Consider the following 25,454-nt stretch of genomic DNA (forward strand, 5'->3'; position numbering starts at 1 on the left):
ATCAAAACAAAAGCCGCCCGGATCATTCGGGCGGCTTTTTTGCTGCAAAAAATGCTGCGCCATCAAGTGCAGCATAAAATCTGCTTATTCGCCAAGCGTCATGATCTCGTAGCCCTTGTCGGTGACAACAAGGGTGTGCTCATACTGCACGGTGGCATCACCGGTATCGGCAAACAGTGTCCAGCCATCTTCACCATCCAGCGCCCATTTCGCGCCATAGGACAGGAATGGCTCAATGGTGATGACCTGTCCCTTTTTCAGGGAACGGCGTTCTTTGGGATCGTCCCAGGTCGGGATGGTGTGCGGATGTTCGTGCAATGACTTGCCAATCCCGTGACTGGCCAGATTGCGGATCAGCGTATAGCCGCCCTTGCGGGCAAAATTTTCAATCTTGAGACCGATTTCACGGATCGGGGCCTTGTCGCGCACCACCTTGATCCCGGCCCACATCGCCTTTTTGCCATCTTCGCACAGCTTGGCAATTTCCGGCTTTGCCGTGCCGCAAATGAAGCTGGCGCCGGTGTCGGAAAAATATCCGTCCAGCGACGCGGACACATCGATATTCACCAGATCGCCATCGGCCAGAACCTGATCGCCGGGAATGCCGTGTGCCACCGCTTCGTTGACACTGATACAGGTCGCACCGGGAAATTTGTATTCGCTTTCGGGTGCGGAAACCGCCCCGGCATCTTCAAGGATTTTGCGTCCGATATGGTCAAGTTCAGCCGTGGTGATCCCGGGAACCGCAGCCGCCCCCATCGTATCGCGGGCACGCGCGCAAATCCGGCCAATCCGGCGCAAATGGTCAAGGTCTTTTTGGGATGAAACTGTCATGAAATGCTTATTGCGATGGCGCGTTGCAAAGTCAAGAAAACCCGCGTCTGACAGGGTTTTATCATTGATGAAATTGTCGTAATGCGGCCCAAACGGCGCGTCAGGCCCGCGAAGTTGAACTGTCGGACGATTTTTCGACAACCGAAAACAGAACATATCCGTTCTTGCCCCGCGCCTTGGCGGTATAAAGCGCAATATCGGCACGTTCCAGAAGCTTTTCCGGGTCATGGCCATGTTCCGGATAGACCGATATCCCGATGCTCATATTGATCGAGACCCGGTTCCCGCCCGTGATGAAGGGCATCAGGATTTCGTGCAGAATGCGTTCGGCAAGCATGGTTGCCTCGGTGGCACCGTTTTTGTCGACATGACAGACAATGACCATCTCGTCACCGCCAAGACGCGCGACAAGATCACCACCCCGCACGCATCGCCGCAACCGCTTTGCCACTTCGCGCAGAACGTCATCACCCGCCGCATGGCCAAACCGGTCGTTGATCGGTTTGAAATCATCCAGATCAAGCATCAGGATCGCCAGTTCGCCTTTTTTGCGATCTGCGCGCGCAATGGCATGTTCAAAATAGGCATCCATCGCCAAACGGTTGCCAAGCCCGGTCAGCTTGTCATGGTGGGCGATATGTTTCATCGCCCCCAATGCCGCATCTTTTTCCGTCAGCTTGGCCAACAGGGACTGGAGGTTTTTGGACAGGATATTGATTTCGCGGGCGCCGCGCACATCCGGCAGCTGGCTGATTTCGCCGCGCTTCATTGCTTCGATCGCGTTGGCCATATGACCGATCGGCCCGACCAGAAAACCGGCCGCCCACCAGGCAATGATACTGAACACGACCGCAAGAACCGTTCCCCAGATCAAAATATCACGGCGCAATTCAAATACCGGTGCAAGGGCATCATCGACATGCTGACGCACGAGGATCGACCAGTTCAGGCCATCATAATCAAGATGCCCGTCAGCAGGCGCATATCCGGTCAGATATTCCCGGCCATCGGGCCAGGTGCTTATTTTCCAGCCGACATGATTGCGCTTTGCCTCGGTCAAGGCATCAAGACGCAGGCTGGTCCCCACCAGTTCCTGATCGGGTCCCAGCAACACCGTGCCTTCCTGCGAAATAACAAAGATATCGACATTCTGATGAATCCCCTGACCACCAAAAAGCGACTTGCGGACCGTATCGGCCCATTCCCAGCTTAGATGTGTTGCCAGGACACCGGTGAATTCATCGCTGTCATTGACCAGTGGTACAGCGATATCGACGAACTGGATGGGTTCACCATTATAAAGCGGGAATTTTTCGGCAAGCAGTTTGGCATCATGCACATCACCGATGAACTGGCCGTTCTTGCCGTACTGGAATACGGGCCGCTGGGCAATATTCATTCCCACAAGCATGTCACCGGTCGCGGCAACCACCGTTCCTTCGTGATCAAGTACACCGATCCAGGTGAAAATCGGAATTTCCCGGCGCAGCCGATTGATGATCGAACTGATTTCGCGCACATCTTCGAAATTGCGCAGGGCACCCAATGTGCTCAGAACTGAGACTTCGCCGCGATGTGTCCACATGGTGCGGTCAAGCTCATCGGCCATCTGAAGTGCGATATCAGACACGCCAAGGCCGATCTGCGTTTGTAAATCTGCACCGGACCGTTTGCCGACCACAAAGCTCATCAATGCCGCCAACCCGACAACCATAAGCGCAGTTGCCAGGGCGACTTGCACACGGATTCCGACTTGAAACAGCTTGTTCAAGGCTGACCCTCTCACTCTCCGGGACCGGGGCATATTGTTTTTACGTGTTTGCCCTCGGTGCGGCTGGTTTGCCATACCGCATTTAATGACGGTGATATAAGGATCAGACAAGCGGTTTTGAAGAAGGACCCAAACAAAATATGACAGCCATCTTATATGGCTGCCATATTCGAATGCACGTGGATCAGCGTCAGACGCGCCGATCAAATATCAAAGAACACCGTTTCGTTTTCACCTTGCAGAACAATGTCAAAGCGATAGACCGGGACAGCGCCGCTGTCATCACGCGTTGCGATCAGAGTTTTGCGGCGTTCGGCTTGCTCAATCAGGTTCAGGACCGGGTCGACTTCATTGGCGTTTTGTTCGTCGCCAAAATACATCCGCGTATTCAGGCCGATATTGATGCCGCGTGCGACAATCCAGAAATTGACATGCGGCGCCATATCCCGACCATTTCGGCCTGTTACCACACCGGGCTTGATGGTTTCAAACCGGTACACCGCAGTATCAAAATCAGTGCCGGTGCGCCCCCAACCACGGAAGTTTGCATCAATCTCGCCCCTGTTCTGGCGATCAAGTTCATGGTTGTAGCGGCCATCTGCATTGGCCTGCCAGATTTCAAGCAACGCATCGCGAAGCGGCGTACCCGTCCCGTCAATCACCCGGCCTTCGATGATGATCCGTTCGCCACGGGTATTTTCATCGGCCATGATATTGGTGAAATCATTTTCAAAAATATCAAAGCCCGCCTGTTTTGGGATCAGGCCGATATGGACATAGGGACCCGCCGTCTGGGATGCGGTTTCTTTGAGATATTCAAGTGGCTGCACCATGGATCAGTTCCCTTCCAGACGGTTTTCAAACAGGGTCGAACGGCGACCGCGCAAAACGATGTCAAACTTGTAGGCAATGGTATCAAGCGGGATCGAGCCATTGAGATCAATTGGCGCAATCAGTCGGTTGATCGCATCTTCATCGGGAATGACATGGACAATCGGGCATTCCTTGATCAGCGGATCGCCTTCGAAATACATCTGGGTGATCAGACGCTGGGCAAAACCCGATCCAAAGACCGAGAAATGGATATGGGCCGGACGCCAGCTATTGACATAGTTGCGCCACGGGTAGGGTCCCGGCTTGATCGTGCGGAAAAAATAATAGCCGCTTTCATCCGTCAGCGCGCGCCCGCACCCGCCAAAGTTCGGATCAATCGGGGCCAGATAGGTATCCTTTTTATGGCGATAGCGCCCACCGGCATTGGCCTGCCAGAATTCAACCAGCGTATGGGGAACAGGGCGATTGTTTTCATCAAGAACCCGACCATGCACGATGATGCGTTCACCAATCGGATCGCCATCCTTGGCATAATTGCGGATCAGATCGTTATCAAGCGGACCAAGTTCGTGCTGACCAAATACCGGTCCGGTTGTTTCGGATAATGATCCCTGAAGCGACAACATCGCCTGACGCGGGGAACGCGCGACTGATGTTTTATAAATCGGCGTATAGCCCGCGGGCTGAAGCGTTCGGTCACGCTGATAGAATTCCATTGATCTTCCTCCGCAAAATGTTTGTTCCGGTTTGTGCCGGCGTTGCGAACATCCTGCGCAGTCGATTGCATAAAATAAATGCATGATTTATCATTTAATTCATGAGCAATTTCGATCATTTGGAACTGGACGGGCATGCGTTGCGGTTGTTTCTGGCCGTCCTTGAAGAAGGATCGGTAACCGCAGCCGCCGAACGGCTTGGCGTGACGCAATCAGCGGTCAGTCACAATCTGACCAAGCTGCGCCGGATCATGCGCGACCCGCTTTTCACCAAATCCGGGCGCGGCATTGTTGCCACCGCCCATGCCCAAAGCCTGGCCGAACAGGCGCGGTTTCTTCTTGATCAGATGCAGGCCTTTGCCAGTGGGGCAGATTTCAATCCCGCCGATGCCCGCCTGTCGCTGACCATTGCCGCAAACGATCTTCAACGCGATCTGTTGTTGCCCAGCCTGTTTGAAAGCCTTGAAAGGCAGCTTGCCGATATCCGGATGACGGTTGTGCCATCCCTTTTGCCCGGTCCGGCCTTGTTGCGCGAAAATCGCTGTGACCTTCTGATTTCGCCGCGCCCGCCCGAAGGTGTCGATATCGTCCAGAAACGTCTTTTGACCGATCATTACATGGTGTTTTTCGACCCCGAAATGCGCGCAGCCCCGGCAAATGCAGATGACTATATGTCAGCCCGCCATATCACGGTTCGTTACGGCAATAACCGCACCCTAGAATTCGATGATATGCTTGAAAATCAGGGGATTGATCGTAACATCGTTTTGCGGGTGCCGAACTTTACCGCCATTGCCGAATTTCTGCGGGGCAGCCAGATGATCGCAACTTTGCCAAGCCTTTTGCAGCAGCACGCCCTGCGTGATTTTGCGCGTGTGCCCATGCCACTCGATACACTTGCCGCCAACGTCATCGATCTTCCGATCTATATGTGTTGGCACCAACGATATCAGCACGATCCATCACACAGATGGCTTCGTTCCCAGCTTGAAGATGTGGTGGCTGCCAAATTGCGTACCCCATCAAACCGCCCGCTTTCGCAACAAACAGGCTAGACAGCACGTCATGACCATTACCCAGATCATTTATTGGCTTGAATTGGCGGGCGTCGCCGTTTTTGCAATAACCGGCGCGCTTGAAGCATCACGACGCCAGATGGATGTTGTCGGCTTTGTTCTGATTGCGACCTTTACCGGTATTGGTGGTGGCACCGTTCGTGACGTGATCACCGGGGCGACGCCGGTTTTCTGGATCCGGGACCCGGCCTGGGTGGTGACGTGTATCGGGGCTGCGATCTTTACCTATTTCACGGCTCATCTTGTGGAACGGCGCTATGTGGCGCTGATCTGGCTTGATGCGCTTGGCCTTGCGCTATTTGGTGTAACCGGGGCTGCAATTGGTCTTAATCTTGGTGTTGCGCCACTGGTCGCGATCATTCTGGGAATGATTTCCGCAACATTTGGCGGCATGGTCCGCGACGTTGTGTGTAACGAAATCCCGCTGATCCTGCGCCCGGAAATCTATATCAGCTGCGCACTTCTGGGGGCGAGCATCTATGTCCTTGGCACGGCCGTTCTGGAATTGCCGCGTGGACCGGTGGCAATCATTGCGTTTTTCTGTGCGTTTTTGCTGCGCGCCTGCGCGATCAAATTCAAGCTGAGCTTCCCGGTTTATAAAGCACGTCCCGGCCGCGAATATTAAGCCAAATGCAGGTGTTTTCAGCCGACGCCTTTGGCCTCAGCACATCCATAGTGAGTTAACTGACTTGATCGCATAACAAGGCTGTTTTGGGCTTATAACCCAGCATAATTTTTGACAAATGCCCAGTAAGCCTTGTCATTCGACAATCAGCTGCACCCGATCACTTGAAAAGGCCGTAACGCCATATTCGATCGGCACCCCGGCAGAATCAACATCGATGCTTTCCGTTGAAATTACCGGGCGGTTTTTGGCCTGTTTCAACAGGCTTGCCACACGTGATGACGGCAAGGCAGCCGAAATTCGCGTTGTTTTGCGGCTGTAATCATCAATGCCAAATCGTTTGAAGGCCTCGGTCAGGGATTTGGTTTGCGTAAAAATGTCAACGATGCCGTCAAAACGGGCTGCCGGCATGTAGCTGGTCGCCACAGCCAATGGAATGCCATCGGCCTCGGAAACAGAAAACAGTTCAATCACGCGGGTACCGGGTTTGACATCAAGACAATTGGCGACCGTTACATTTGCCTTCAGCACCTCTGACGAGATCAGCCGTTTATCGGGAAGACGGTGGCGCCCCGATACGATCTGGGAAAATCGGGTTTTGGATCCCAGCGGATAATCCAGTATCTGCTCCTGGACAAAGGCACCGCGCCCCTGCTCGACACGCACCACATGACTATCGACAAGTGCCGCCATCGCACGGCGCACGGTATGCCTGTTCACGCCGAACCGGCGCACCAGTTCCATCTCCGTCGGCATTTTGTCACCGGGTGAAAACACACCTTCGGCAATATCAGCCAGAAGCTGTTTTTCAATTTGTTTCCAGATAGATAGTCCCGGCTCCCAATCCATCACTTTCCCCGTTCATAAAACTTTCACCGCAAGACCTTTGCCAAGCTCGATGAATCGTCTTATAACGTGAATATGTATAGACGTCTATACAAATTTTGAATTTGTCGACTTGCTGGAAAAGGATCAGACAGATGACGGCGCAAACCGCCCGGACAGACGGGCCCGCCCAGGATCACAATCCCCTTCATCAGAACCAGACAGAGCCTGTTGATCAGGCGACTGCGGCGCGGCAACGCTGGATGTCGGTTCTTGCACGCACACCACGTGCGACACTGGAACGCGAATGGACCACCCGTCATGGCGATCAGAATTGGTCCCTGTTGCGCGAACCACAGATCGGCATGGTGATGGTGCGTGGACGTGCAGGTGGTGCGGGGCAGCGTTTCAATCTTGGTGAAATGACCGTAACGCGCTGTGCTGTGACGCTTTCGGACGGCACCGTTGGCCATGCTTATGTCAAGGGACGCGACCGGGTGCAGGCACAATATGCCGCGCTGTTTGATGCTGTCATGCTGCGCGATGGATCGGCCGGGAATTTCATTGATGACCTTGCCAGTGCACAGGCCGATGCCAAACGCGACCACGCCCGCAAAGTTGCCGCAACCAAAGTTGATTTCTTTACCCTTGTCCGCGGAGAAGACGAATGACCCTGCAATCCCAGACAAGTGACTTGCTGCCGGGCTTTGACCATGCCGCCTTTGATTCGAATGCCGTTTTCCGGGTTTTGCTTGATGCCATGTCGCGGCCCGGGCGCATTTATGACCTGCCGGTTTCGATTGCCACACCTGATGGCCTGAATGCATCTGCCACCGCGACACTCCTTGCCATGGCAGATATGGACACCACCATCTGGCTGTCGCCATCGAGTGCAACAAAATCCGCGAATGATCATCTGAAATTCCATTGCGGCTGCCCGATCAGCGATGACGTTGCGCAGGCCGACTTTGCCGTTGCCCGGATTGATGATGACCTTTCCTTCATCACCCGTCTTTCGATGGGCAATGCCGAATATCCCGATCAATCGGCAACCCTGATCCTGATGGTCGACGACATCACCAATGCACCGGCAATGAAACTGACCGGGCCGGGGATCAAGGACAGCCATGACCTTGCGATCAAGAACCTTCCGGCAAGCTTCCATGCCTGGCGTGCGGAAAACCATCACATGTTCCCGTGCGGGGTTGATGTGATTTTTGCAAGCCCGACCCAGATTACCGCCCTTTCGCGCACCACCCGGATTGAGGTCATTTAACCATGTATGTTGCCGTCAAAGGTGGCGAACGCGCCATCAACAATGCCCACCGGCTGCTTGCCGAACAGCGCCGTGGTGACAAAAAGGTTGCCGAAATCCAAACCGATCAGATCGAACAGCAATTGTCGCTGTCCGTAACCCGCGTCATGGCCGAAGGATCACTTTATGACCGTGATCTGGCCGCCCTTGCCATCAAACAGGCCCGAGGTGATTTGATCGAGGCGATTTTCCTGATGCGTGCCTATCGCACGACATTGCCGCGTTTTGCCTTTTCCAAGCCGATCAAAACTGCGGACATGGATATATCACGCCGCATTTCGGCAACCTTCAAGGACTTGCCCGGCGGGCAGATTTTGGGGCCGACCTTTGACTATACCCATCGCCTGCTGGATTTCACCTTGATGGCCAATGGCGAGGAACCGCTTGATGCGCCATGCGGTGAACAGCCGGTGGATGAACATATGCCCCGCGTTCTGGACGATATCCTGAATGACGAGGGCCTGATACAGGACGAACCGGTCCCGGTTGATGACACTGGACCGGTTGCCGATTTGACCCGCGAACCGGTCAAGTTCCCGGCCGGTCGTGACCTTCGATTACAGAACCTGAGCCGCGGGGATGAGGGATTTGTTCTTGCGCTTGGATATTCGACCCAGCGCGGTTACGCCAACAGCCACGCCTTTGTTGGTGAAATCCGCTATGGCACCGTATCGGTTGAAATCGAACCCGAAGAACTCGGCTTTGCCATCGATATTGGTGATATCGAACTGACCGAATGCGAAACGGTCAACAAGTTCAAGGGATCGAAAACCAAGCTGCCGCAATTTACCCGCGGCTATGGTCTTGTTTTCGGTCAGAACGAGCGCAAGGCAATTTCCATGGCGCTGGTGGATCGCGCCATGCGCGCCGATGAAATGGGCGAACAGATCATGGGGCCGGCGCAGGACAGCGAATTCGTGATGGAACATAGCGATAACGTCCAGTCCACCGGCTTTGTCGAACATATCAAGCTTCCGCACTATGTCGATTTCCAGGGCGAGCTTGAACTTGTTCGCCGCATGCGGGCCGAAGTCGAAGAACGACTGGCCAAGCTTGATACTGAAACCGCCCGATCCCAACCCGAAGCCGCGGAGTAATTCCATGGAACAGACTGTCAATTATTCGGCGGATGGGGCAACGGCCTATAATTTCGCCTATCTCGATGAACAAACCAAACGCATGATCCGGCGCGCGTTGCTTAAGGCCGTTGCGATTCCGGGATATCAGGTCCCGTTTGCGGGTCGTGAAATGCCGATGCCTTATGGTTGGGGTACGGGTGGCGTGCAGGTAACCGCCGCCGTTATTGGTCCGAATGATACCCTTAAGGTCATCGACCAAGGGGCTGATGACACCACCAACGCGGTTTCCATCCGTCAGTTCTTTGCCAAGACGGCAAATGTTGCGACGACCGAAAAAACCGCCGAGGCATCGATCATTCAGACCCGCCACCGCATCCCGGAAAAGGAACTGCGCGAAGATCAGGTTCTTGTCTATCAGGTGCCGATCCCCGAACCGCTTCGTTTCCTTGAACCGCGTGAAACTGAAACGCGCAAGATGCATGCACTTGAAGAATATGGCTTGATGCATGTGAAGCTGTATGAAGACATCGCGCGTCACGGCCACATCGCCACCACTTATGCCTATCCGGTGATGGTGGATGATCGCTATGTGATGGATCCGTCACCGACGCCCAAATTCGACAATCCGAAAATGAACGATATGGCGGCCCTTCAGCTGTTTGGGGCGGGACGTGAAAAACGCATCTATGCCCTGCCGCCCTACACCAAGGTCAAAAGCCTCGATTTCGAAGATCATCCGTTCGAAGTCCAGACCTGGAAAGATGAATGCGGCATGTGCGGCGCCCGCGACAGTTACCTTGATGAGGTCATTCTCGACGATCAGGGCAACCGGATGTTTGTTTGCTCGGACACGGATTACTGTTCCGAACGACAGGAAGCCGGCCATCGCGGCCCGCAACATCATGACCAGCCCCTTGGCAAGGCAGCACGCGAAAAGGCAGCAGAATAATGACCCAGATGAGCAATCCGCTTTTGCGTGTGGACAACCTGACCATGATGTATGGCGACCGGGTTGGTTGCAAGGATGTCAGTTTTGAACTTCGCCCCGGCGAAGTTCTTGGCATTGTTGGAGAATCCGGTTCGGGAAAGTCCACTTTGCTGCGCAGCATTTCCGCCCAGCAGGAACCGACCAAAGGGACGGTCAAATACAATACCCGCATTGACGGTGTGTGCGATGTCTATCAGATGTCCGAAGCCCAGCGCAGGCTTTTGATGCGGACCGACTGGGCGTTTGTGCATCAAAACCCGCGCGACGGGTTGCGCATGAATGTCAGTGCCGGGGCCAATATTGGCGAACGCCTGATGGCGATCGGGGATCGTCATTATGGCAATATCCGCAGCAATGCGGACGCCTGGCTTGGCAAGGTCGAAATTGCGTCCGAACGCCTTGATGATCTGCCATCGACTTTTTCGGGCGGCATGCAGCAACGTTTGCAGATTGCCCGCAACCTCGTAACCAGCCCGCGCCTCGTTTTCATGGACGAACCCACGGGTGGGCTTGATGTTTCTGTTCAGGCCAGATTGCTCGATCTGCTGCGCGGGCTGGTTCACGACCTTAATCTTGCGGTGATTATCGTCACCCACGATCTGGCGGTTGCCCGGCTTCTTTCGCACCGGCTGATGGTGATGCAACAGGGCAAGGTGATTGAACATGGCCTGACCGATCAGGTTCTTGATGACCCGCAGCATCCCTATACGCAGCTGCTTGTTTCTTCCATTCTTCAGAACTGACCGGGGCGGGAAAATGTCTGAAATGCTTCATGCTCAAAACGTCGCCAAAAGCTTTACGCTCCATACCCAGGGCAGCGTAACCATTCCGGTTTTTCAGGGTGTTGATTTCACCCTGTCGGGTGGGGAATGCATCGCGCTGACCGGTGAATCGGGTTCGGGGAAAAGTACCTTTATGCGCATGCTTTATGCCAATTACACGTGTTCTGACGGATCCATCAAGGTGTTCCATGATGGCAACTGGCTTGATATCACCACCGCCAGCCCGCATTCGATCCTTGAGGTGCGCAAACGCACCATGGGCTATGTCAGCCAGTTCCTGCGCGTGATCCCGCGTGTGCCGACCCTTGAAATCGTGGCCGAGCCGCTGGTTGCTCTGGGTACTGCCCGCGAAACCGCGATGGACAAGGCACGCGATCTTTTGACCCGGCTTCGCATTCCGGAACGTTTGTGGCAACTTTCGCCACTGACATTTTCGGGGGGCGAACAGCAACGGGTGAATATTGCCCGTGGTTTTATTGCCGATTACCCGATCATGCTGCTTGATGAACCGACTGCATCGCTTGACGCCCAAAATCGTGCCACTGTTCTGGCATTGATTGAAGAAGCCAAGGGACGTGGGGCGGCGATCGCCGGTATTTTCCATGACCATGAAACCCGTGATGCGGTGTGCACCGGGTCGTTTGATGTGACTTCGTTTAAAGTTGGGGCCAATGACTGAACAGATTTTTACCAATGCCAAACTCGTCCTGGCCAATGAAGTCATTGACGGTGCCGTCCAGATAAAAGACGGACTGATTACAGATGTTTCCGACCGGCCATCCAACATTGCCGGTGCCGAGGATATGGGTGGCGATTACCTGATGCCCGGGCTGGTGGAACTTCATACCGACAACCTTGAAAAGCACCTGACCCCACGCCCCAAAACCCGCTGGCCCGCCACGGCGGCCGTTGTCGCCCATGACAACCAGGTGGCGAGTGCGGGGATCACCACGGTGTTTGATGCCATTTCAGTTGGCGATGTGACCGATGGGTCGGAACGCATCGAACGCCTGATTGAATCGGTTACCGCCCTTGAACATGCGCTTGAAAACCAGCTTCTGCGCGCAGATCATAAACTGCATCTGCGGTGCGAAACGTCTTATGGCGGGCTGATTGAGGCACTTGATAACCTTGTTGATCTGCCTTTGGTCAAGATGCTTTCGGTGATGGACCACACACCCGGTCAGCGCCAGTTCGTCAGCCTTGATGCCTATTACACCTACTATCAGGGCAAATACGGCATGACCGACGAAGAAATGCGGAAATTCATCGCATCGCGCAAACGCGATTCCGAACTTTATTCCGTCAAACATCGCCGTCATGTGGTGGATCTGGCACATGCCAAGAACCTTGCCCTTGCCAGTCATGATGACGCAACTGCCGAACATGTTGCCGAGGCCGTGCAGGACAAGATGACTGTGGCCGAATTCCCGACCACCCTTGAAGCAGCCAAGGCATCGCATGAAGGCGGACTTGGCGTGATGATGGGCGGACCGAACCTTGTACGTGGTGGATCCCATAGCGGCAACGTTGCGGCAGGCGATCTGGCCAGGAATGGCTATCTTGATATCATTTCAAGTGATTATGTCCCGCACAGCCTGCTGCACGGGGCGATGAAACTGTTTGATGATTTTGACGGCTATGATTTGCCGCGCGCCATTCGCACCGTAACGCTTAATCCGGCAACGCAAGTCGGCCTGACAGACCGTGGTGAAATTGCCACGGGCAAGCGCGGCGATCTGATCCGGGTACATCATTCCCCGCATCATCCGATTGTGCGTGGGGTCTGGCGTGAAGGTGTTCGGGTGTCATGACCGAACGCCATACCCATGATGGCGTGATAAAACCGGGACTTCTGGTCCTTGTCGTCGGCCCAAGTGGCGTTGGCAAGGACACCCTTCTGGATGCGGCACGGGAACGGCTGAAAGATGCCGCGCATATCTGCTTTCCGCGGCGTTGCATCACCCGCCCGGCCGGGTCGGTTGGGGAAATCCACATTCCGGTCCGACCGGAAGATTTCGCTCAGATGGCCCGCCAGGGTGCCTTTCTGCTGAGCTGGAAGGCGCATGATCTTTGCTATGGCATTCCGCGCCATGTGCAAGATGATGTGGCAAATGGCAAAACCGTGATCGTCAATGTATCACGCAGTGTGATCGATGATGCCCGATCCCTGATCGGTCATGGTCAGGTCCGGGTTCTGAATATTCGGGCCAGCAGGGATGTTTTGCGCCAACGTCTGGAAGCCCGCGGGCGTGAGGACATTCTTGATATCGAACGACGTCTTGCGCGTGCGTCCGCCTATCAGATCGATGGCGACAATATCGTTCATGTCGATAATGATGCCGATCTTGAAACCGGTATCACACGTTTCATCGCCGCCATCGAGATTGATCACGCGATCGCCAATCGGGCCTGAACCCTGTCCCTCCGACGAAACATTACAAAAAATGCTGCAGTTTTTGCTGCAGCATTTTTGTTTAGCCCTTTAGGGAAAATCTTTGCAAAAACCGGAATGGCTTGCCGTCACCCGGATCCCCGAACAGGCAGATATCGGTAACTTCAAACGGTTCAGTACAAAGCGGCGCAACAACGGGTACCAATGCCTTTTCAAAGCGCGCAACCTGATCGGCTTCAAGCTTGTTGGTCAGGGTCAGATGGAACCGGAATTCTTCCATCACATAGGGATATCCCCATTTGACCAAATTGGCTTCCTGACGATCGGAAAGCCCCACCGCGCGGCGCTTGTTCATTGCCGCTTCGTCTTCGGGTTTGCGAAAATCATCAAGATCACGCACCAGCAATGCTGCAAGCGCGCCAAGGTCGCCCAACGGTTCGGTCGGCACAAGTGCCAGAAACCGACCGATTGCCTTTAACTTAAGGGGACCGCAAGTGACCGGTTTGATTTGTGCTGCAACATCTTTGATCGCGGCTTCAAGGTCGGTTCTGCTTTGCCCGTCATTCAGGGCGAAGGGCGGCTTTAAAGTCCCATGAAAGCCATAACGGGCGGGTGATGTGGTGACAGCAACGACTTCATCATCATCAAGCCCGTCAACAACCGGTCGCGCAACATCCTTTCCGGTTCCGGCATCGCGCCCCAGCCAGGCATTGCCAAAAGCCCCAAGGCCGCTTTGCGGTGCCGGGGCATAATAAAGGGCATAGCGTTGATATTCTGACATGATTTCTCTTTGACGGAATGCCGTGGGACCGAGCCTCATCTTGGGAATTGTCGCGCCAACGCGCAACACCCGTTTGATGAAAAACGCCGAAGAATCTCATCTTCGGCGCATCGCAAAATCAAACATCAATACCGGTTCAAACCGTATCGTATTTCAGGCAAAAATCACGTACCGGAAGGCTTCGGAAATCAACCAGCCGTTCGCGCAACATATCATGGGACCAGTCCCACCATTGGATGCGCAAAAGGGCATCGATGATATCGGCTTCAAACCGGGGACGAAGGGGACTTGCCGGAATGCCGGTCACAATGGTGTATGGCGGCACATCCTTGGTCACCACTGCACCGGAACCGACAACCGATCCAATGCCGATGGTCACCCCGCCCTGCACGATCGCACCATGACCGATCCAGACGTCATGCTTAAGTGTCACGCGTTTTTCCCGACGCCAGTCAAAGAAGGCCGGATCATCATCGCCAAGCTCATAGGCGCTTGATCGATACTGGAAGTGATGCATGGATGCCCGGTCCATCGGATGTTGCCCGGGATTGATTCGGGTATGGGCCGCGATATTCACGAATTTTCCGATATCGGAATAGATGATCTCGCTGTCATTCACGACATAGGAATAATCACCCATTTTCGTTTCGCGCATTGATGTCCGTGGACCGACCTCGGTCCAGACACCCATTTCGCAATCAACAACCGTCGCAGTGGCATCAATGGTCGGATATTCCGAAAGCGCCTTCATGGCCGGTTTGGCCTGCGTGATTTGAAAAGTCATCTGATCACGTCACCAACTTGCGCAGACGCTGGGAAACCATATCCAGCAGGCTGACCGAAATGATTATGATGATCATGACGGCCGCGGTTTCGGCGTAATAGAACCCGCGAATATATTCCCAAAGCACCATGCCAATCCCGCCCGCACCGACGATACCAAGGACCGTGGCCGACCGTACGTTGGACTCAAACCGGTAAAGCGAATAGGAAATCCAAAGCGGCAGGACTTGCGGGATTACGCCAAAAATAACTTCCTGAAGTGCATTGGCCCCGGTTGCGCGGATGCCTTCGACCGGTTCGGGATCAATCGCCTCGACGGCCTCGGAAAACAGTTTGGCAAGAACACCTGTGGTGTGGATCCAAAGTGCAAGAACACCGGCAAACGGACCAAGCCCCACCGCCACAACGAACAGCATGGCAAAGACCATTTCGTTAATGGCACGGAAGGAATCCATCAAACGGCGAACCGGCTGATAAACCCAGACCGGCACGATATTTTCAGAGGACAGAATGCCAAACGGGATCGAACACACGATTGAAAGCGCCGTTCCCCAGATCGCGATCTGGATGGTGATCCACATTTCTTCGACATAGGTCTTCCACATCAGGAAGTCCGGCGGAAAGAAACCTTCTGCGAAATCGACCATATTGCCGCTGTTTTCAAACAGGGCCATCGGGCGCATATCCGCACCTTCCCACGACATGGCCAGAAGACCAAGAATGACCGCCCAAAGCAAAAAGCTTGATGCCGAGCGTTTCCGGTCCCTTGGCGGAAGCTCCGTTGCGACAGATGACGCGGAAGAAATGCTGCTATTCATCATGTTAATCCCGGATGGTAAATGCAAACAGGGAGCACACGGTCCGTGCGCTCCCTGTCGGAAGATCGATTACTCGTAGGAAACGAGGATTTCGAGTTCAGCCAGTTTCTTGTCGATTTCAGCAACGCGTGCTGCTTTTTCGTCTGCTGACAGTTCTTCGGTGTTCTGGATTTTCAGCTTGTTCTTATAAAGTTCAAGCTGACGGATCGGGTAAAGCTGCGCGTTCGAGCTTTCCATGAATTTACCCATACCGTCCTGGATACCTGCCAGAACCTTGTTGGCACCTTCAACATCGCCCATACGGCCATATCCAAGGAAGAAGGCCTTGATTTCGGATTTCAGTTCGCGCGACAGGTCCTTGCGGTAAACCATCGGGTCAGACGGGATCAGCGGCGAGGTCCAGATCACTTTGACCTTTTCGGTGATTTCCGGCTTGTTCATTTCGGTACGTGCGAGCTGCTCGGAATTGTTGGCAGCAACATCAACCTGCTTGTTGGCGGTCGCCATCAGGTTGGTTTCGTGGTTCGCATTGCGAACGGTCTTGAAGCAATCCTTCGGATCAACACCGTTCTGCGCAAAAACGTAATAGGTCGGAACCAGGAAGCCCGAGGTCGAGTTCGGATCACCGATACCGAAATTGAGCGAGCCATCACATTTCAGCATGTCGGCAAGGGTATTGAGCTTGTCGTTATCTGCCTGGGTGATGATGTGGGAATAATATCCGTTCGAACCATCGGATTTGGACGTCTGAACGAAAACTTCACCACCAGCACGGTCAACGGCTTCCATCGCCGACTTGTTGCCAAACCAGCCAACATGAACCTTGCCAAAACGCATGCCTTCGATGATGCCGGCATAGTCCGGGGCAAAGAATGCCTCGATTTCCTTGCCGAGCGCTTTTTCCATGTCGTCGATCATCGGCTGCCACTGGGCTTTGAGGTTCGAGCTCGACTCAGTCGAGATGAAGCCGAAAACCAGCTTTTCCGGATCCTGTTCGAGCGGCTTGTACTCAACATCAGCAGCAGCAATGCCCGATGCCAGCAAGGTTGCAGCCAGTGCTGCAGATGCAATTGTCTTGGCGATCATAAGAAGTCCCCTGTCAAATATGAATTGGACGTGTGTCGATGAGGTAAGGCAGTCAAAACGTGACCCGGCTAGCTTGTCGCGATGGCCAGATCCTTTTTCGCAACCGGCTCAATCGCGGGACGTGTTTCATCCCCGGAACCATCTGCAAAAAGCTCGGAAGAATATTCGCCGTACAATTCGCGCAGGAATTCCGGCGTCAACTGGGTGGAGGGCCCGTCAAATACGACAGCACCATCGCGCATGGCGATGGTGCGTTTGCAATAGTCTTTTGCGTAGTCAACCTGATGAAGGGACACGATCACGGTCACGTTGTCTTCACGGTTCACACGATCAAGGGTATTCATCACCTTGCGCGAGGATGCCGGATCAAGCGACGCGATCGGCTCATCGGCAAGAATAAGACGCGCACCCTGGGTGATGGTCCGGGCAATTGCTGCGCGCTGTTGCTGCCCGCCGGAAAGATTGCGGGCCTTTTTGGTCGCATGCGCATCAATACCGACACGATGCAATGCGGCCATGGCACGCATTTTTTCGGATTTGGTAAACAGGCCAAGTGATCCGCGCCAGGCCGGGACGCGCCCCAAAAGCCCCATCAGCACATTGGTCAAAACCGACAGGCGGCTGACCAGATTGAATTGCTGGAAAACCACACCGATTTCTGCGCGCACCTTGCGGGCGCCGCGCGAAATCTTGCCATTTTCCTGAATTGTTTCGCCAAACACGACGATCTTGCCACCGTCGCGATCACCGCGCAGCAATCCGGCAACATGGCGGATCAATGTTGATTTTCCCGAACCGGAAGCACCGATAAGCGCAACCATTTCGCCTTCCCGCACCTGTAACTTCACATTTTTCAGTGCGCGTTTGTCACGGGTAAAGCTTTTGTTCAGCCCAGAAATATCTACAACCAGCATCAAGAAATCGCCTGCATGTGTTTCGCTGGATGACGAAGCTACGCATGAACGGCGACTCTACGGTGACACTGATGTTACAGTTCGATGATTACGGCGCTCTGTTTACGCCAACAACAATCAAACTCGTCTATACATCAAATATATTTTCAGTAATTTCAAAAGTACATCGATGCAGATAAATCATATTTAAAATGATCTTGTAAAAATAGAAAAATAAATCAGAATATCTCAAAACAAAAAACCTGCACATGCACCATGACCTGCGCAGATTTTCATTCAAAATATATCGTTATTTATTTTACGTGATTTCTTCGATTGCGGAAATCACATCATCTTCGATTTCAAGGCCGTCAATTTCAGCAATGGCGCGCGCTGATTTACCGCGCCGTCCCGGAAGACGCACACCGTCTTCGGCGGCAATTTCATTAGCAATCGCAGCAAGATGATCCATGACACCGGCCCCGCCCGTCGACGCCGGATCAATTGCAATGATCATTTGGCCCAAAGCAGGCGGCTTGCCCTTGTCATCAAACAGGGATGATGACTGATGACCGAATTGCGCCCCGGTGAGACCGGCCGCGAGAAGTTCGACCATCATTGCCAATGCTGCACCCTTGACGCCGCCAGCAGGGACCATGGTTCCATCCAGTGCCTTGACGGGATCGGTTGTCGGGTTCCCGTCCGTGTCAAATGCCCAATCATCGGGAATTTCGACACCCTTTTGCTTTGCCGCCATGATTTTTCCGCGTGCGACTTTCGACAGAGCAAGGTCAATGATCACAGGATCGCCTGCACTTCCGACCGGAACCCCAAAAGCAATCGGGTTGGTCCCGAACATTGGGCGCCGACCGCCCCACGCCGCCATTGCCGCCGGGGCATTGGCAAACATCATCGCCGCCAGGCCCTGTTCTGCAAGGCGTTCGACCGTCAATCCCATAACACCGGCATGATGGGATTTAAAAATTGATGCAACAGCAATCCCCTGCTGGCGGACCATGTCAGGCAAATGATCCATCATCAAATCCAGCGCAGGATAAGCAAACCCGTATTGCGCATCAATCCGCAAGACACCCGGTGCCGGCTTTTCCATTTGCGGCGTAGCATTGCCATCGACTTTTCCTGCGCGGGCCTGTGCGGAATAGGCCGGAACGCGCCGGAAACCGTGACCACCCTGTCCGGATGCTTCTGCGGCAACCAGCGCGGTCGCAACGGATGCTGCATTGTTCCGGCTGACATTGCAACGCATCAAAGCATCGCAAACAAGCGTATGAGCATCTGACAGGGAAATTTTCATGATGGATCTGACCTTGGGTAACAGCGGAAAACGCCATGGGCGGGATTGCTGTTACAATAAGCCGATGCCCGGTCAACAGGCAAAGGTGTTTTACCGTTTTCTTGCACTGCACATCATATGGCCTGTCGGCGCAAACATCTGAAGTTGTGCTAAAATCCTGCCTTAAACTTTCGATACGTTTCATCATCAGCCTCACCCAACACAGGGATAGTGACATGCGCACCACAAAACCGATCATGTTTTCCGCCGTCGCGATGACAGGCGCGCTGCTTTTGTCTGCATGCAATACGACCGGACAGATGAATACCGGGGGTGCCTGGAAAAATGTCACGGGCAAGGACTGGCACCTAACCATGCTGTCCGATGGCGGACAGACATTTACATTTACACCGACATCGCCAATGCAACCCAGTGCTGTCTTTTCAGAGGATGGAAAGGTTAACGGGTCTTCGGGCTGCAACAGTTATTTTGGCACCTATGATCAGGATGGCAATCAACTGACATTTTCGCCACTCGGCGCGACCCGCAAGATGTGTCTTAATGGCGCGATGGCGATCGAGGCAGCTTTTAACAATGCGACAACACAGGTCACGCACTGGAAACTTGGCAATGACCAACTGGTTCTGATTGACCGGGATGGCAAAACCATCATGACGTTTACAACCAAGGCCCCGTAAGCCAATAAACGGCTTGATGAACGCAAATAAAAAGGGCGCCAAACGGCGCCCTTTTGTTGTTTCCGGCGATGTTTTCGATCGCTTTCAAACCGGAAATCAGTCGTCGGTTTTGGTTGCTTCGGATTTCGGACCGACTGCTGCCGGTTCGGTACGCAGCCCCTGAATGATCGAGAAGCAGGCCAATAACAGCACAATCGCAAACGGGAAGCCGGTTGATACGGCCATCGCCTGCAACGAGCCAAGCCCGCCACCCAACAGCAATGCGATCGCAACCAGACCTTCGAAAGTGCACCAGAAAACACGCTGGGGAACCGGTGCATCAACCTTGCCGCCAGCAGTGATCGTATCGATCACAAGCGATCCTGAATCCGATGAAGTCACAAAGAAAACAATCACCAGAATAATGCCCAAGAATGACGTGATCGCATGCATCGGCAATTGTTCAAGCATTGTGAACAGCTTGATCGGAAGACCGGCTTCGGCAATGGCAGTTACACCTTCGCTGACCATGTGAACGGCAGTACCGCCAAATGCGGTCATCCAGAAGACACATACAAGCGACGGAATGATCAGAACACAGGTGATGAATTCACGCACTGTACGCCCGCGCGAAACACGCGCGATGAACATGCCAACAAACGGTGACCAGGAAATCCACCATGCCCAATAGAATGACGTCCATCCCTGGCTGAAGTTGGTATCAGCACGACCAACCGGGTTGGACAGGGCCGGAAGATATTCGACATAGGCAACAAGAGACGTAAAGAACCCCTTGATGATATCCATGGTCGGACCAACCAGAACCACAAACAGCAACAGCAAGGCCGCCAGTACCATATTGATTTCCGACAGACGTTTGACCCCGGCATCAAGCCCGGCCAGAACCGAGATCAGCGCCACACCGGTAATGGCAATGATCAGAAAGACCTTCGATCCGTCGGTCACTGAAATCCCGAACAGGAAATCAAGTCCGGCATTGGCCTGTTCAGCGCCAAAACCAAGGGACGTCGCAAGCCCGAACAGGGTGGCAAATACTGCTAGAATATCAATAACATGACCGGTCCAACCCCACACACGTTCGCCAAAGATCGGATAGAACACCGAGCGCATTGTCAAAGGCAGGCCCTTGTTAAAGGAAAACAGCGCCAAGGCCAGCGCGACCGTCGCGTAAATTGCCCACGGATGAAGTCCCCAGTGGAAAATGGTTGCCGCCATTCCAAGATCAAACGCCGCATCGGCATCACCGACCGCCGCACCCAAAGGTGCCCAGTCCGTACGCATGCCGTCATCGCCGAATGCAGTGCCCCCGATCGAGGACGAGAAATGCGAAATTGGCTCTGATACGCCATAGAACATCAAACCGATGCCCATACCAGCTGCAAACAGCATCGCAAACCAACCCGAATAGGAATAATCGGGTGTCGCATCTGCGCCGCCAAGACGGACCCGTCCAAGCGGCGACACAATCAGAAACAGACACAAAATAACAAAAATGTTGGCCGCAGACAGGAAGAACCAGTCAAAGGTCGAGGTCAACCAGCCACGCAGGTCATTGAACATCGGCCCGACACTTTCCTGAAAGGCCAGTGTCAAAAATACAAAAGCAACAATCGACAACCCGGAAATCATGAAGACCGGGTTGTGCACATCAAGACCAAACGGTCCGATCTCTGTCTGGATATTGTCCTGACCGATTTCATAATCGGTCTCGATCGGGTTCGCTGCACCATCCGGGCTTTCAATGCCCGTATCAGCTTCTGACCCCATTTCAAACTCCCTAGCTTCGTGATTAAACAGCTACCCCTAGCCGTCTTTACTCAAAGGCGTGATTGTTTAACGCACCAGGAACACGGATTGATCCGCGTGTGATGCAACATATCCGCCATGAGATGAAAAAATATGGTCGGCAATGCCGGGAATATGCGACGCCATAACAATCACATCGGCGCCAAGCTCATCGGCTTTGCGCACCAAAATCTTGCTCAGATCTGTTGCCAGATCATGGGCAATTTCCGCATCCGCAGAGACTTTCAACCCGGATTTGCCGGCTGTTTCCCGTGCGAAATCCGACAATTTCTGTTCGAACTCTTTGGGGCTGTGCGCCACCGAAGACGGGGTATTTGTCCCAACCGCAAGGAAACAAAGTTCGGATTTGTAATGTGTTGCCAAATCGATGGCCGTTTGAATGGCCTTTTCCATTTTGTCGATATGGGCCAGATCCACCGGCACAAGCATCTTCTGATACATTCATTCCTCCGTTGTGTGCACGCAAATATACGTGCCAATCCTTCGGTCGAAATCAAAGTTCAGAGATGATAACAGGTCATTGAATACAAATCAAAAATGGGCAGAACCGGAAAAAATCAAAGATATTTGATATTCAAATCACGAATTAAAAGAACACAATGATTTTGCATCAACACTACAATAACCATAAGTGATTTACGCCGCTTACAGCGGTTAAGATTTATTATTTATGATCCGACAATAACATCATCGAAATGGCGGAAAATATCAGAGTGCAGGGCTACGCGGATCACGGAGCATAACAGCGTGCAGTCAATCCTGATTGACCATACGGGTGATGGCCTGACACACATGGGCAAAGCCGTCCTTGGCCCCGGGGCTCATATATCTGGCACGGAGCCAGCCATGGATCATTTGTGGTTCTTCGCGGTATTGAACCCAAATGCCTGCCCGCGCCAGGCGCGCGGTATATTCACGTCCGTCATCACGTAACGGATCAAAATAGGCTGATGTTATATAGGTCGGGGGCAACCCGCGAAGATCATCCACGGACAAGGCATGCGCCACCGGATCATCCATCGGCGCTTTCAAAACATCGCGGTAATAAATGACATCATCGGTGCTTAAACCCGGGGCGCTGGCCATTTGGCCGTAACTTGGCCAGTTAAGATCCCCGCCAAGTGCCGGATAAATAAGAACCTGACCAAGAATACGATCCCCAAATCCATCATCCCTGGCCCTTAATGCCAATCCGGTCGCCAACATGCCGCCCGCACTGTCACCCACCAGAACGATCTTTTTCCCCGCCATCAGCAAACTGTGCATCACGGTGTGACAGTCTTCATGCTGTGCAGGCCAGATATATTCGGGTGCCAACCGGTAATCGATTGCGGTTAGTTCTGCCTGCGCACTTTCTGCAATATCGGCACAGATTGCATCATGGCTGTCACATGATCCAACCACGAACCCGCCACCATGCATGTAAAGAATTCTGTGCGGCGTACCAAGGGTTTCCGGACGGTAATGGCGCACCGGAACCGTTCCGATAACATCGTCCTGAATGTGCATGCCATCCGGACGCGCACGCCCAAAATACGAACATAACACATCATACCAGACGCGCTGTTGCTCGATCCCGGCGGCAACCGCATCAGGTGGATAAAGGCTGTCGCATTTGGCAATGAAAGCACGGATGCCCTCTTCTTCGGGCATCGGGTCATAACTGATATCGAATGAAACCGGGCCGGAATCCGACATTTGGAAACCTTTGCGTGTTGGGACCCCTCAAAACTAGCGCGGTTTTCCGACCTTTAAAAGGGTTCTGTCGTATCAGAGTGAAATGCTTTCCACACGATCCTTCAAAAGCTGTGCACTGCGGCCGAGACCTTCGAGTTCTTCTGCCGCAAGATCCGGCATCAGGTCCTCCGATACGCCGTCCGCACCGATCACCCGTGGAATCGACAAGGCAACATCGCGCACATCCCCGATCTCGGCCATGACACAGGAAACCGTCAGGACATCATGCTGATCACGGGCAATGGCCTTGATAATCCGGGCCAGTCCTGCACCAATCCCGTAATAGGTTGCGCCTTTGCCCTTGATGATTTTATAGGCCGCATTGCGCACACCATCATCAATCCGTGCACGCACATGCTGGGTGATCGGCGATCCCACCTGGGCGGCGACTTCTGCCAGGGACAAAGACCCCACCCGGGCATTGGACCAGGCCAAAACTTCGCTATCACCATGCTCGCCAAGAACATAGGCATGCACCGATTGTGGCGATATTCCCAGATGCCGGCCAAGCAAACTTCTAAACCGGGCCGTATCAAGGATGGTTCCGGAACCAATAACCCGACTTGCCGGCAATCCGGAAATACGCTGCGTGATCTGGGCCATGATATCGACCGGATTGGACGCAATCAGAAGGATCGCATCGGGCGCAACGGCAAGGACATTACCCACAACCTCCTTGAAAACTGCGGCATTGCGCTCCAACAAGGCAAGTCTGGTTTCACCGGGCTTCTGACTGACCCCGGCCGCAAGAATAACAACCCGCGCCCCGGCAAGCCCGTCATAGTCGGCCGCCTCCACAATTGTTGAGGACATGAACGGAACAGCATGGGCAATGTCTTCTGCCTGGGCGACGGCAAGATCATGGTTCTGATCAACCAGGACAACCGAACTGGCAAGTCCCATAACCGCAAGCGCATAGCCCGCTGAACTTCCAACCATTCCGGCCCCGACAATCCCGACCTTCATCACTTAATCTCCCGCATCAAACCCCGTCTTCACATCAATGATGCCACCGGCGAGTGAAGCGGTCAAAAAGGATAAATGTTGCGCAACAAAACATCCCTATTTTGCAGATGAAAAAACCACAGGATCGATTGCGGTCCAGAACGCAATTCTAAATCGAAATTTCAATCACTTAGCCCGGACTAAACCATTCCAATCGCACCCGGTTTACGGTAGAATTTCAACAATATAAGGCCGCATGCGCGCATCATGATTTCCGGGGAAAAATTACCGCCAATAGGTGATTAAAAACAACAACATACACCGGACCAACCTGTCATGATCGGCACATCAAATAACGGGAGGAAATTTTGGGTAATTCGGACATCCGCCAGGTGACTGTTGTCGGAACAGGCATCATTGGCGCAAGCTGGACCTGTCTTTTTTTGGCACATGGTTTTGATGTTGTCGCAACCGATATTCGCGACGGCGCAGAACATGATCTGAATACCGCAATCGACCGGTTCTGGCCAACACTTCCCGAGACAGTTCTGGCCAAAAAACAGCGCGGCAATTTGCGTTTTTCAACCGACCTTGATGATGCTTGCGCAGGCAGCGGATTTATTCAGGAAAATGCGATTGAACGACTGGATGCAAAGATCGAATTGATGCGCCGCATCGATGCCGCGACATCCAAAGATGCCATCATCGCGTCAAGTTCATCGGCCATTTCGGTGACCGATATGCAATCGGCCTGCGCACATCCCGAACGCGTCGTTCTTGGCCATCCGTTCAACCCGCCCCATCTTGTACCGTTGGTCGAACTGGCCGGCGGGGAAAAAACGGGTCAACGGGCGCTGGAACAGGCAGAAGCATTTTATGCTGGTCTTGGGAAAACGCCGGTTTGGCTGGAAAAAGAAATATATGGCCACATTGCCAACCGGTTGCAGGCCGCAATTTTCCGCGAAGCCATTCATATGCTTGATCATGGCATCGCATCGGCCGAAGACATTGACCGCGCCGTGACCGAAGGGCCCGGACCGCGTTGGGCATTGATGGGGCCATTTATGACCTATCGGCTGGCCGGCGGAGACAAGGGCATGCAGGGATTTTGGGACATGTTTGCCCCGATGCAGGAAAAACTTTGGGCTGATCTGGGCAATCCGACACCACAAAAAGATCTTCAGGATCGGGTAACCGCCGCGGTTGAGGACTCCTATGCCGACAAATCAATTTCCACCGTTATTCGGGAACGTGATGCCCGGTTGCGCAAGATACTGGCGGTCAAAAAATCACCCGTTTCCGATTGATGTCGGGATAAAAATCACCCGCAAAAAAAACGGCACAGTGTCAAATACACTGTGCCGTTTTTACTT

Annotated in this window: 27 protein-coding genes; 12 read left to right on the plus strand and 15 right to left on the minus strand. The window is 53.6% G+C overall.

The genetic code is table 11. From position 1 onward, the window contains the following. Positions 1–84: 84 nt before the first annotated feature. The 4 genes from map to pcaH form a co-directional block, all read right to left on the minus strand. Positions 85–834 (minus strand): type I methionyl aminopeptidase, encoded by a 750-nt coding sequence (map, locus tag SIB88_RS20635; protein WP_068520033.1) that lies wholly within the window; start codon positions 832–834, stop codon positions 85–87. 100 nt (positions 835–934) lie between these two features. Next, on the minus strand, positions 935–2,575 hold the full coding sequence (locus SIB88_RS20640; RefSeq protein WP_233433107.1) for a GGDEF domain-containing protein: 1,641 nt from the start codon (positions 2,573–2,575) through the stop codon (positions 935–937). A gap of 233 nt (positions 2,576–2,808) precedes the next feature. Next, positions 2,809–3,438, minus strand: coding sequence for a protocatechuate 3,4-dioxygenase subunit alpha (pcaG, locus tag SIB88_RS20645; protein WP_412558970.1), 630 nt, complete (start codon positions 3,436–3,438; stop codon positions 2,809–2,811). 3 nt (positions 3,439–3,441) lie between these two features. Then, the gene (gene pcaH, locus SIB88_RS20650) at positions 3,442–4,155 is read right to left on the minus strand and encodes a protocatechuate 3,4-dioxygenase subunit beta (protein ID WP_412558971.1); all 714 of its coding nucleotides are present in this window, start codon (positions 4,153–4,155) and stop codon (positions 3,442–3,444) included. 101 nt (positions 4,156–4,256) lie between these two features. Here pcaH and SIB88_RS20655 point away from each other — a divergent pair, with 101 nt between their 5' ends. Together SIB88_RS20655 and SIB88_RS20660 are read left to right on the plus strand one after the other, a co-directional pair. Then, entirely contained in the window at positions 4,257–5,210 is a 954-nt protein-coding gene (locus tag SIB88_RS20655) for a LysR family transcriptional regulator (protein ID WP_412558972.1), read from the plus strand. A 10-nt stretch (positions 5,211–5,220) separates the two neighbouring features. Then, positions 5,221–5,856 carry a trimeric intracellular cation channel family protein gene (locus SIB88_RS20660; RefSeq protein ID WP_068519953.1) on the plus strand — a complete coding sequence of 212 codons (636 nt, stop codon included), beginning with the start codon at positions 5,221–5,223 and terminating at the stop codon, positions 5,854–5,856. A gap of 135 nt (positions 5,857–5,991) precedes the next feature. On the opposite strand, the gene phnF is transcribed toward SIB88_RS20660, so the two are convergent. Further along, complete coding sequence (phnF, locus tag SIB88_RS20665) at positions 5,992–6,705, minus strand: phosphonate metabolism transcriptional regulator PhnF (protein ID WP_114114097.1); 714 nt, start codon at positions 6,703–6,705, stop codon at positions 5,992–5,994. A gap of 131 nt (positions 6,706–6,836) precedes the next feature. Between phnF and phnG the strand changes: the two genes are divergently transcribed. Genes phnG through phnN form a run of 8 tightly spaced genes read left to right on the plus strand, consistent with a single transcriptional unit; the run spans position 6,837 to position 13,261 of the window. Next, complete coding sequence (gene phnG, locus SIB88_RS20670) at positions 6,837–7,352, plus strand: phosphonate C-P lyase system protein PhnG (RefSeq protein WP_412558973.1); 516 nt, start codon at positions 6,837–6,839, stop codon at positions 7,350–7,352. Further along, entirely contained in the window at positions 7,349–7,957 is a 609-nt protein-coding gene (gene phnH / locus SIB88_RS20675) for a phosphonate C-P lyase system protein PhnH (RefSeq protein ID WP_412558974.1), read from the plus strand. Before phnG ends, phnH begins: the two co-directional genes overlap by 4 nt. Before the next feature lie 2 nt (positions 7,958–7,959). Beyond that, positions 7,960–9,093: a carbon-phosphorus lyase complex subunit PhnI gene (locus tag SIB88_RS20680; protein ID WP_412558975.1), complete on the plus strand. Its 1,134-nt coding sequence runs from the start codon at positions 7,960–7,962 to the stop codon at positions 9,091–9,093. A gap of 4 nt (positions 9,094–9,097) precedes the next feature. Beyond that, on the plus strand, positions 9,098–10,024 hold the full coding sequence (locus SIB88_RS20685) for an alpha-D-ribose 1-methylphosphonate 5-phosphate C-P-lyase PhnJ (RefSeq protein WP_101247319.1): 927 nt from the start codon (positions 9,098–9,100) through the stop codon (positions 10,022–10,024). Further along, positions 10,024–10,806 carry a phosphonate C-P lyase system protein PhnK gene (gene phnK, locus SIB88_RS20690; RefSeq protein ID WP_412558976.1) on the plus strand — a complete coding sequence of 261 codons (783 nt, stop codon included), beginning with the start codon at positions 10,024–10,026 and terminating at the stop codon, positions 10,804–10,806. Before SIB88_RS20685 ends, phnK begins: the two co-directional genes overlap by 1 nt. Before the next feature lie 13 nt (positions 10,807–10,819). Continuing rightward, complete coding sequence (phnL, locus tag SIB88_RS20695) at positions 10,820–11,524, plus strand: phosphonate C-P lyase system protein PhnL (RefSeq protein ID WP_412558977.1); 705 nt, start codon at positions 10,820–10,822, stop codon at positions 11,522–11,524. Beyond that, entirely contained in the window at positions 11,517–12,659 is a 1,143-nt protein-coding gene (locus SIB88_RS20700) for an alpha-D-ribose 1-methylphosphonate 5-triphosphate diphosphatase (RefSeq protein ID WP_412558978.1), read from the plus strand. Before phnL ends, SIB88_RS20700 begins: the two co-directional genes overlap by 8 nt. After that, the gene (gene phnN, locus SIB88_RS20705) at positions 12,656–13,261 is read left to right on the plus strand and encodes a phosphonate metabolism protein/1,5-bisphosphokinase (PRPP-forming) PhnN (RefSeq protein WP_412558979.1); all 606 of its coding nucleotides are present in this window, start codon (positions 12,656–12,658) and stop codon (positions 13,259–13,261) included. The genes SIB88_RS20700 and phnN overlap by 4 nt, the downstream gene beginning before the upstream one ends. Positions 13,262–13,322: 61 nt before the next feature. On the opposite strand, the gene SIB88_RS20710 is transcribed toward phnN, so the two are convergent. The 6 genes from SIB88_RS20710 to SIB88_RS20735 all read right to left on the minus strand — a co-directional run bounded on the left by SIB88_RS20710 (position 13,323) and on the right by SIB88_RS20735 (position 18,916). Beyond that, a complete protein-coding gene (locus SIB88_RS20710; RefSeq protein WP_412558980.1) occupies positions 13,323–14,021 on the minus strand; it encodes a DUF1045 domain-containing protein in 699 nt (232 codons plus the stop codon). A 136-nt stretch (positions 14,022–14,157) separates the two neighbouring features. Further along, entirely contained in the window at positions 14,158–14,805 is a 648-nt protein-coding gene (locus tag SIB88_RS20715) for a chloramphenicol acetyltransferase (protein WP_412558981.1), read from the minus strand. A 4-nt stretch (positions 14,806–14,809) separates the two neighbouring features. Next, entirely contained in the window at positions 14,810–15,625 is an 816-nt protein-coding gene (gene phnE, locus SIB88_RS20720; protein ID WP_412558982.1) for a phosphonate ABC transporter, permease protein PhnE, read from the minus strand. Positions 15,626–15,691: 66 nt separating this feature from the next. Beyond that, positions 15,692–16,708 carry a phosphonate ABC transporter substrate-binding protein gene (phnD, locus tag SIB88_RS20725; protein WP_068519969.1) on the minus strand — a complete coding sequence of 339 codons (1,017 nt, stop codon included), beginning with the start codon at positions 16,706–16,708 and terminating at the stop codon, positions 15,692–15,694. Between the two features lie 68 nt (positions 16,709–16,776). Beyond that, positions 16,777–17,622 carry a phosphonate ABC transporter ATP-binding protein gene (phnC, locus tag SIB88_RS20730; RefSeq protein ID WP_068519971.1) on the minus strand — a complete coding sequence of 282 codons (846 nt, stop codon included), beginning with the start codon at positions 17,620–17,622 and terminating at the stop codon, positions 16,777–16,779. Positions 17,623–17,920: 298 nt separating this feature from the next. Next, positions 17,921–18,916 (minus strand): Ldh family oxidoreductase, encoded by a 996-nt coding sequence (locus SIB88_RS20735; RefSeq protein ID WP_412558983.1) that lies wholly within the window; start codon positions 18,914–18,916, stop codon positions 17,921–17,923. 215 nt (positions 18,917–19,131) lie between these two features. On the opposite strand from SIB88_RS20735, the gene SIB88_RS20740 reads away from it, so the two are divergent. Beyond that, positions 19,132–19,593: an META domain-containing protein gene (locus tag SIB88_RS20740; RefSeq protein WP_412558984.1), complete on the plus strand. Its 462-nt coding sequence runs from the start codon at positions 19,132–19,134 to the stop codon at positions 19,591–19,593. Positions 19,594–19,689: 96 nt separating this feature from the next. Here SIB88_RS20740 and SIB88_RS20745 read toward each other — a convergent pair whose 3' ends face one another. From SIB88_RS20745 to SIB88_RS20760, 4 genes are all read right to left on the minus strand, one after another. Continuing rightward, the gene (locus SIB88_RS20745) at positions 19,690–21,360 is read right to left on the minus strand and encodes a BCCT family transporter (RefSeq protein WP_114114108.1); all 1,671 of its coding nucleotides are present in this window, start codon (positions 21,358–21,360) and stop codon (positions 19,690–19,692) included. A 66-nt stretch (positions 21,361–21,426) separates the two neighbouring features. Beyond that, positions 21,427–21,840, minus strand: a complete 414-nt coding sequence (locus SIB88_RS20750) for a universal stress protein (protein WP_412558985.1) — start codon at positions 21,838–21,840, stop codon at positions 21,427–21,429. A gap of 312 nt (positions 21,841–22,152) precedes the next feature. Beyond that, positions 22,153–23,097 (minus strand): alpha/beta hydrolase, encoded by a 945-nt coding sequence (locus tag SIB88_RS20755; RefSeq protein ID WP_412558986.1) that lies wholly within the window; start codon positions 23,095–23,097, stop codon positions 22,153–22,155. Positions 23,098–23,169: 72 nt separating this feature from the next. Beyond that, on the minus strand, positions 23,170–24,102 hold the full coding sequence (locus SIB88_RS20760; RefSeq protein ID WP_412558987.1) for an L-lactate dehydrogenase: 933 nt from the start codon (positions 24,100–24,102) through the stop codon (positions 23,170–23,172). Positions 24,103–24,449: 347 nt separating this feature from the next. Here SIB88_RS20760 and SIB88_RS20765 point away from each other — a divergent pair, with 347 nt between their 5' ends. After that, on the plus strand, positions 24,450–25,388 hold the full coding sequence (locus tag SIB88_RS20765) for a 3-hydroxyacyl-CoA dehydrogenase NAD-binding domain-containing protein (protein WP_412558988.1): 939 nt from the start codon (positions 24,450–24,452) through the stop codon (positions 25,386–25,388). The last annotated feature ends 66 nt before the right edge of the window (positions 25,389–25,454 follow it).

It is taken from the genome of Thalassospira sp. MIT121401 (assembly GCF_047125595.1).
Lineage (GTDB): Bacteria > Pseudomonadota > Alphaproteobacteria > Rhodospirillales > Thalassospiraceae > Thalassospira > Thalassospira povalilytica.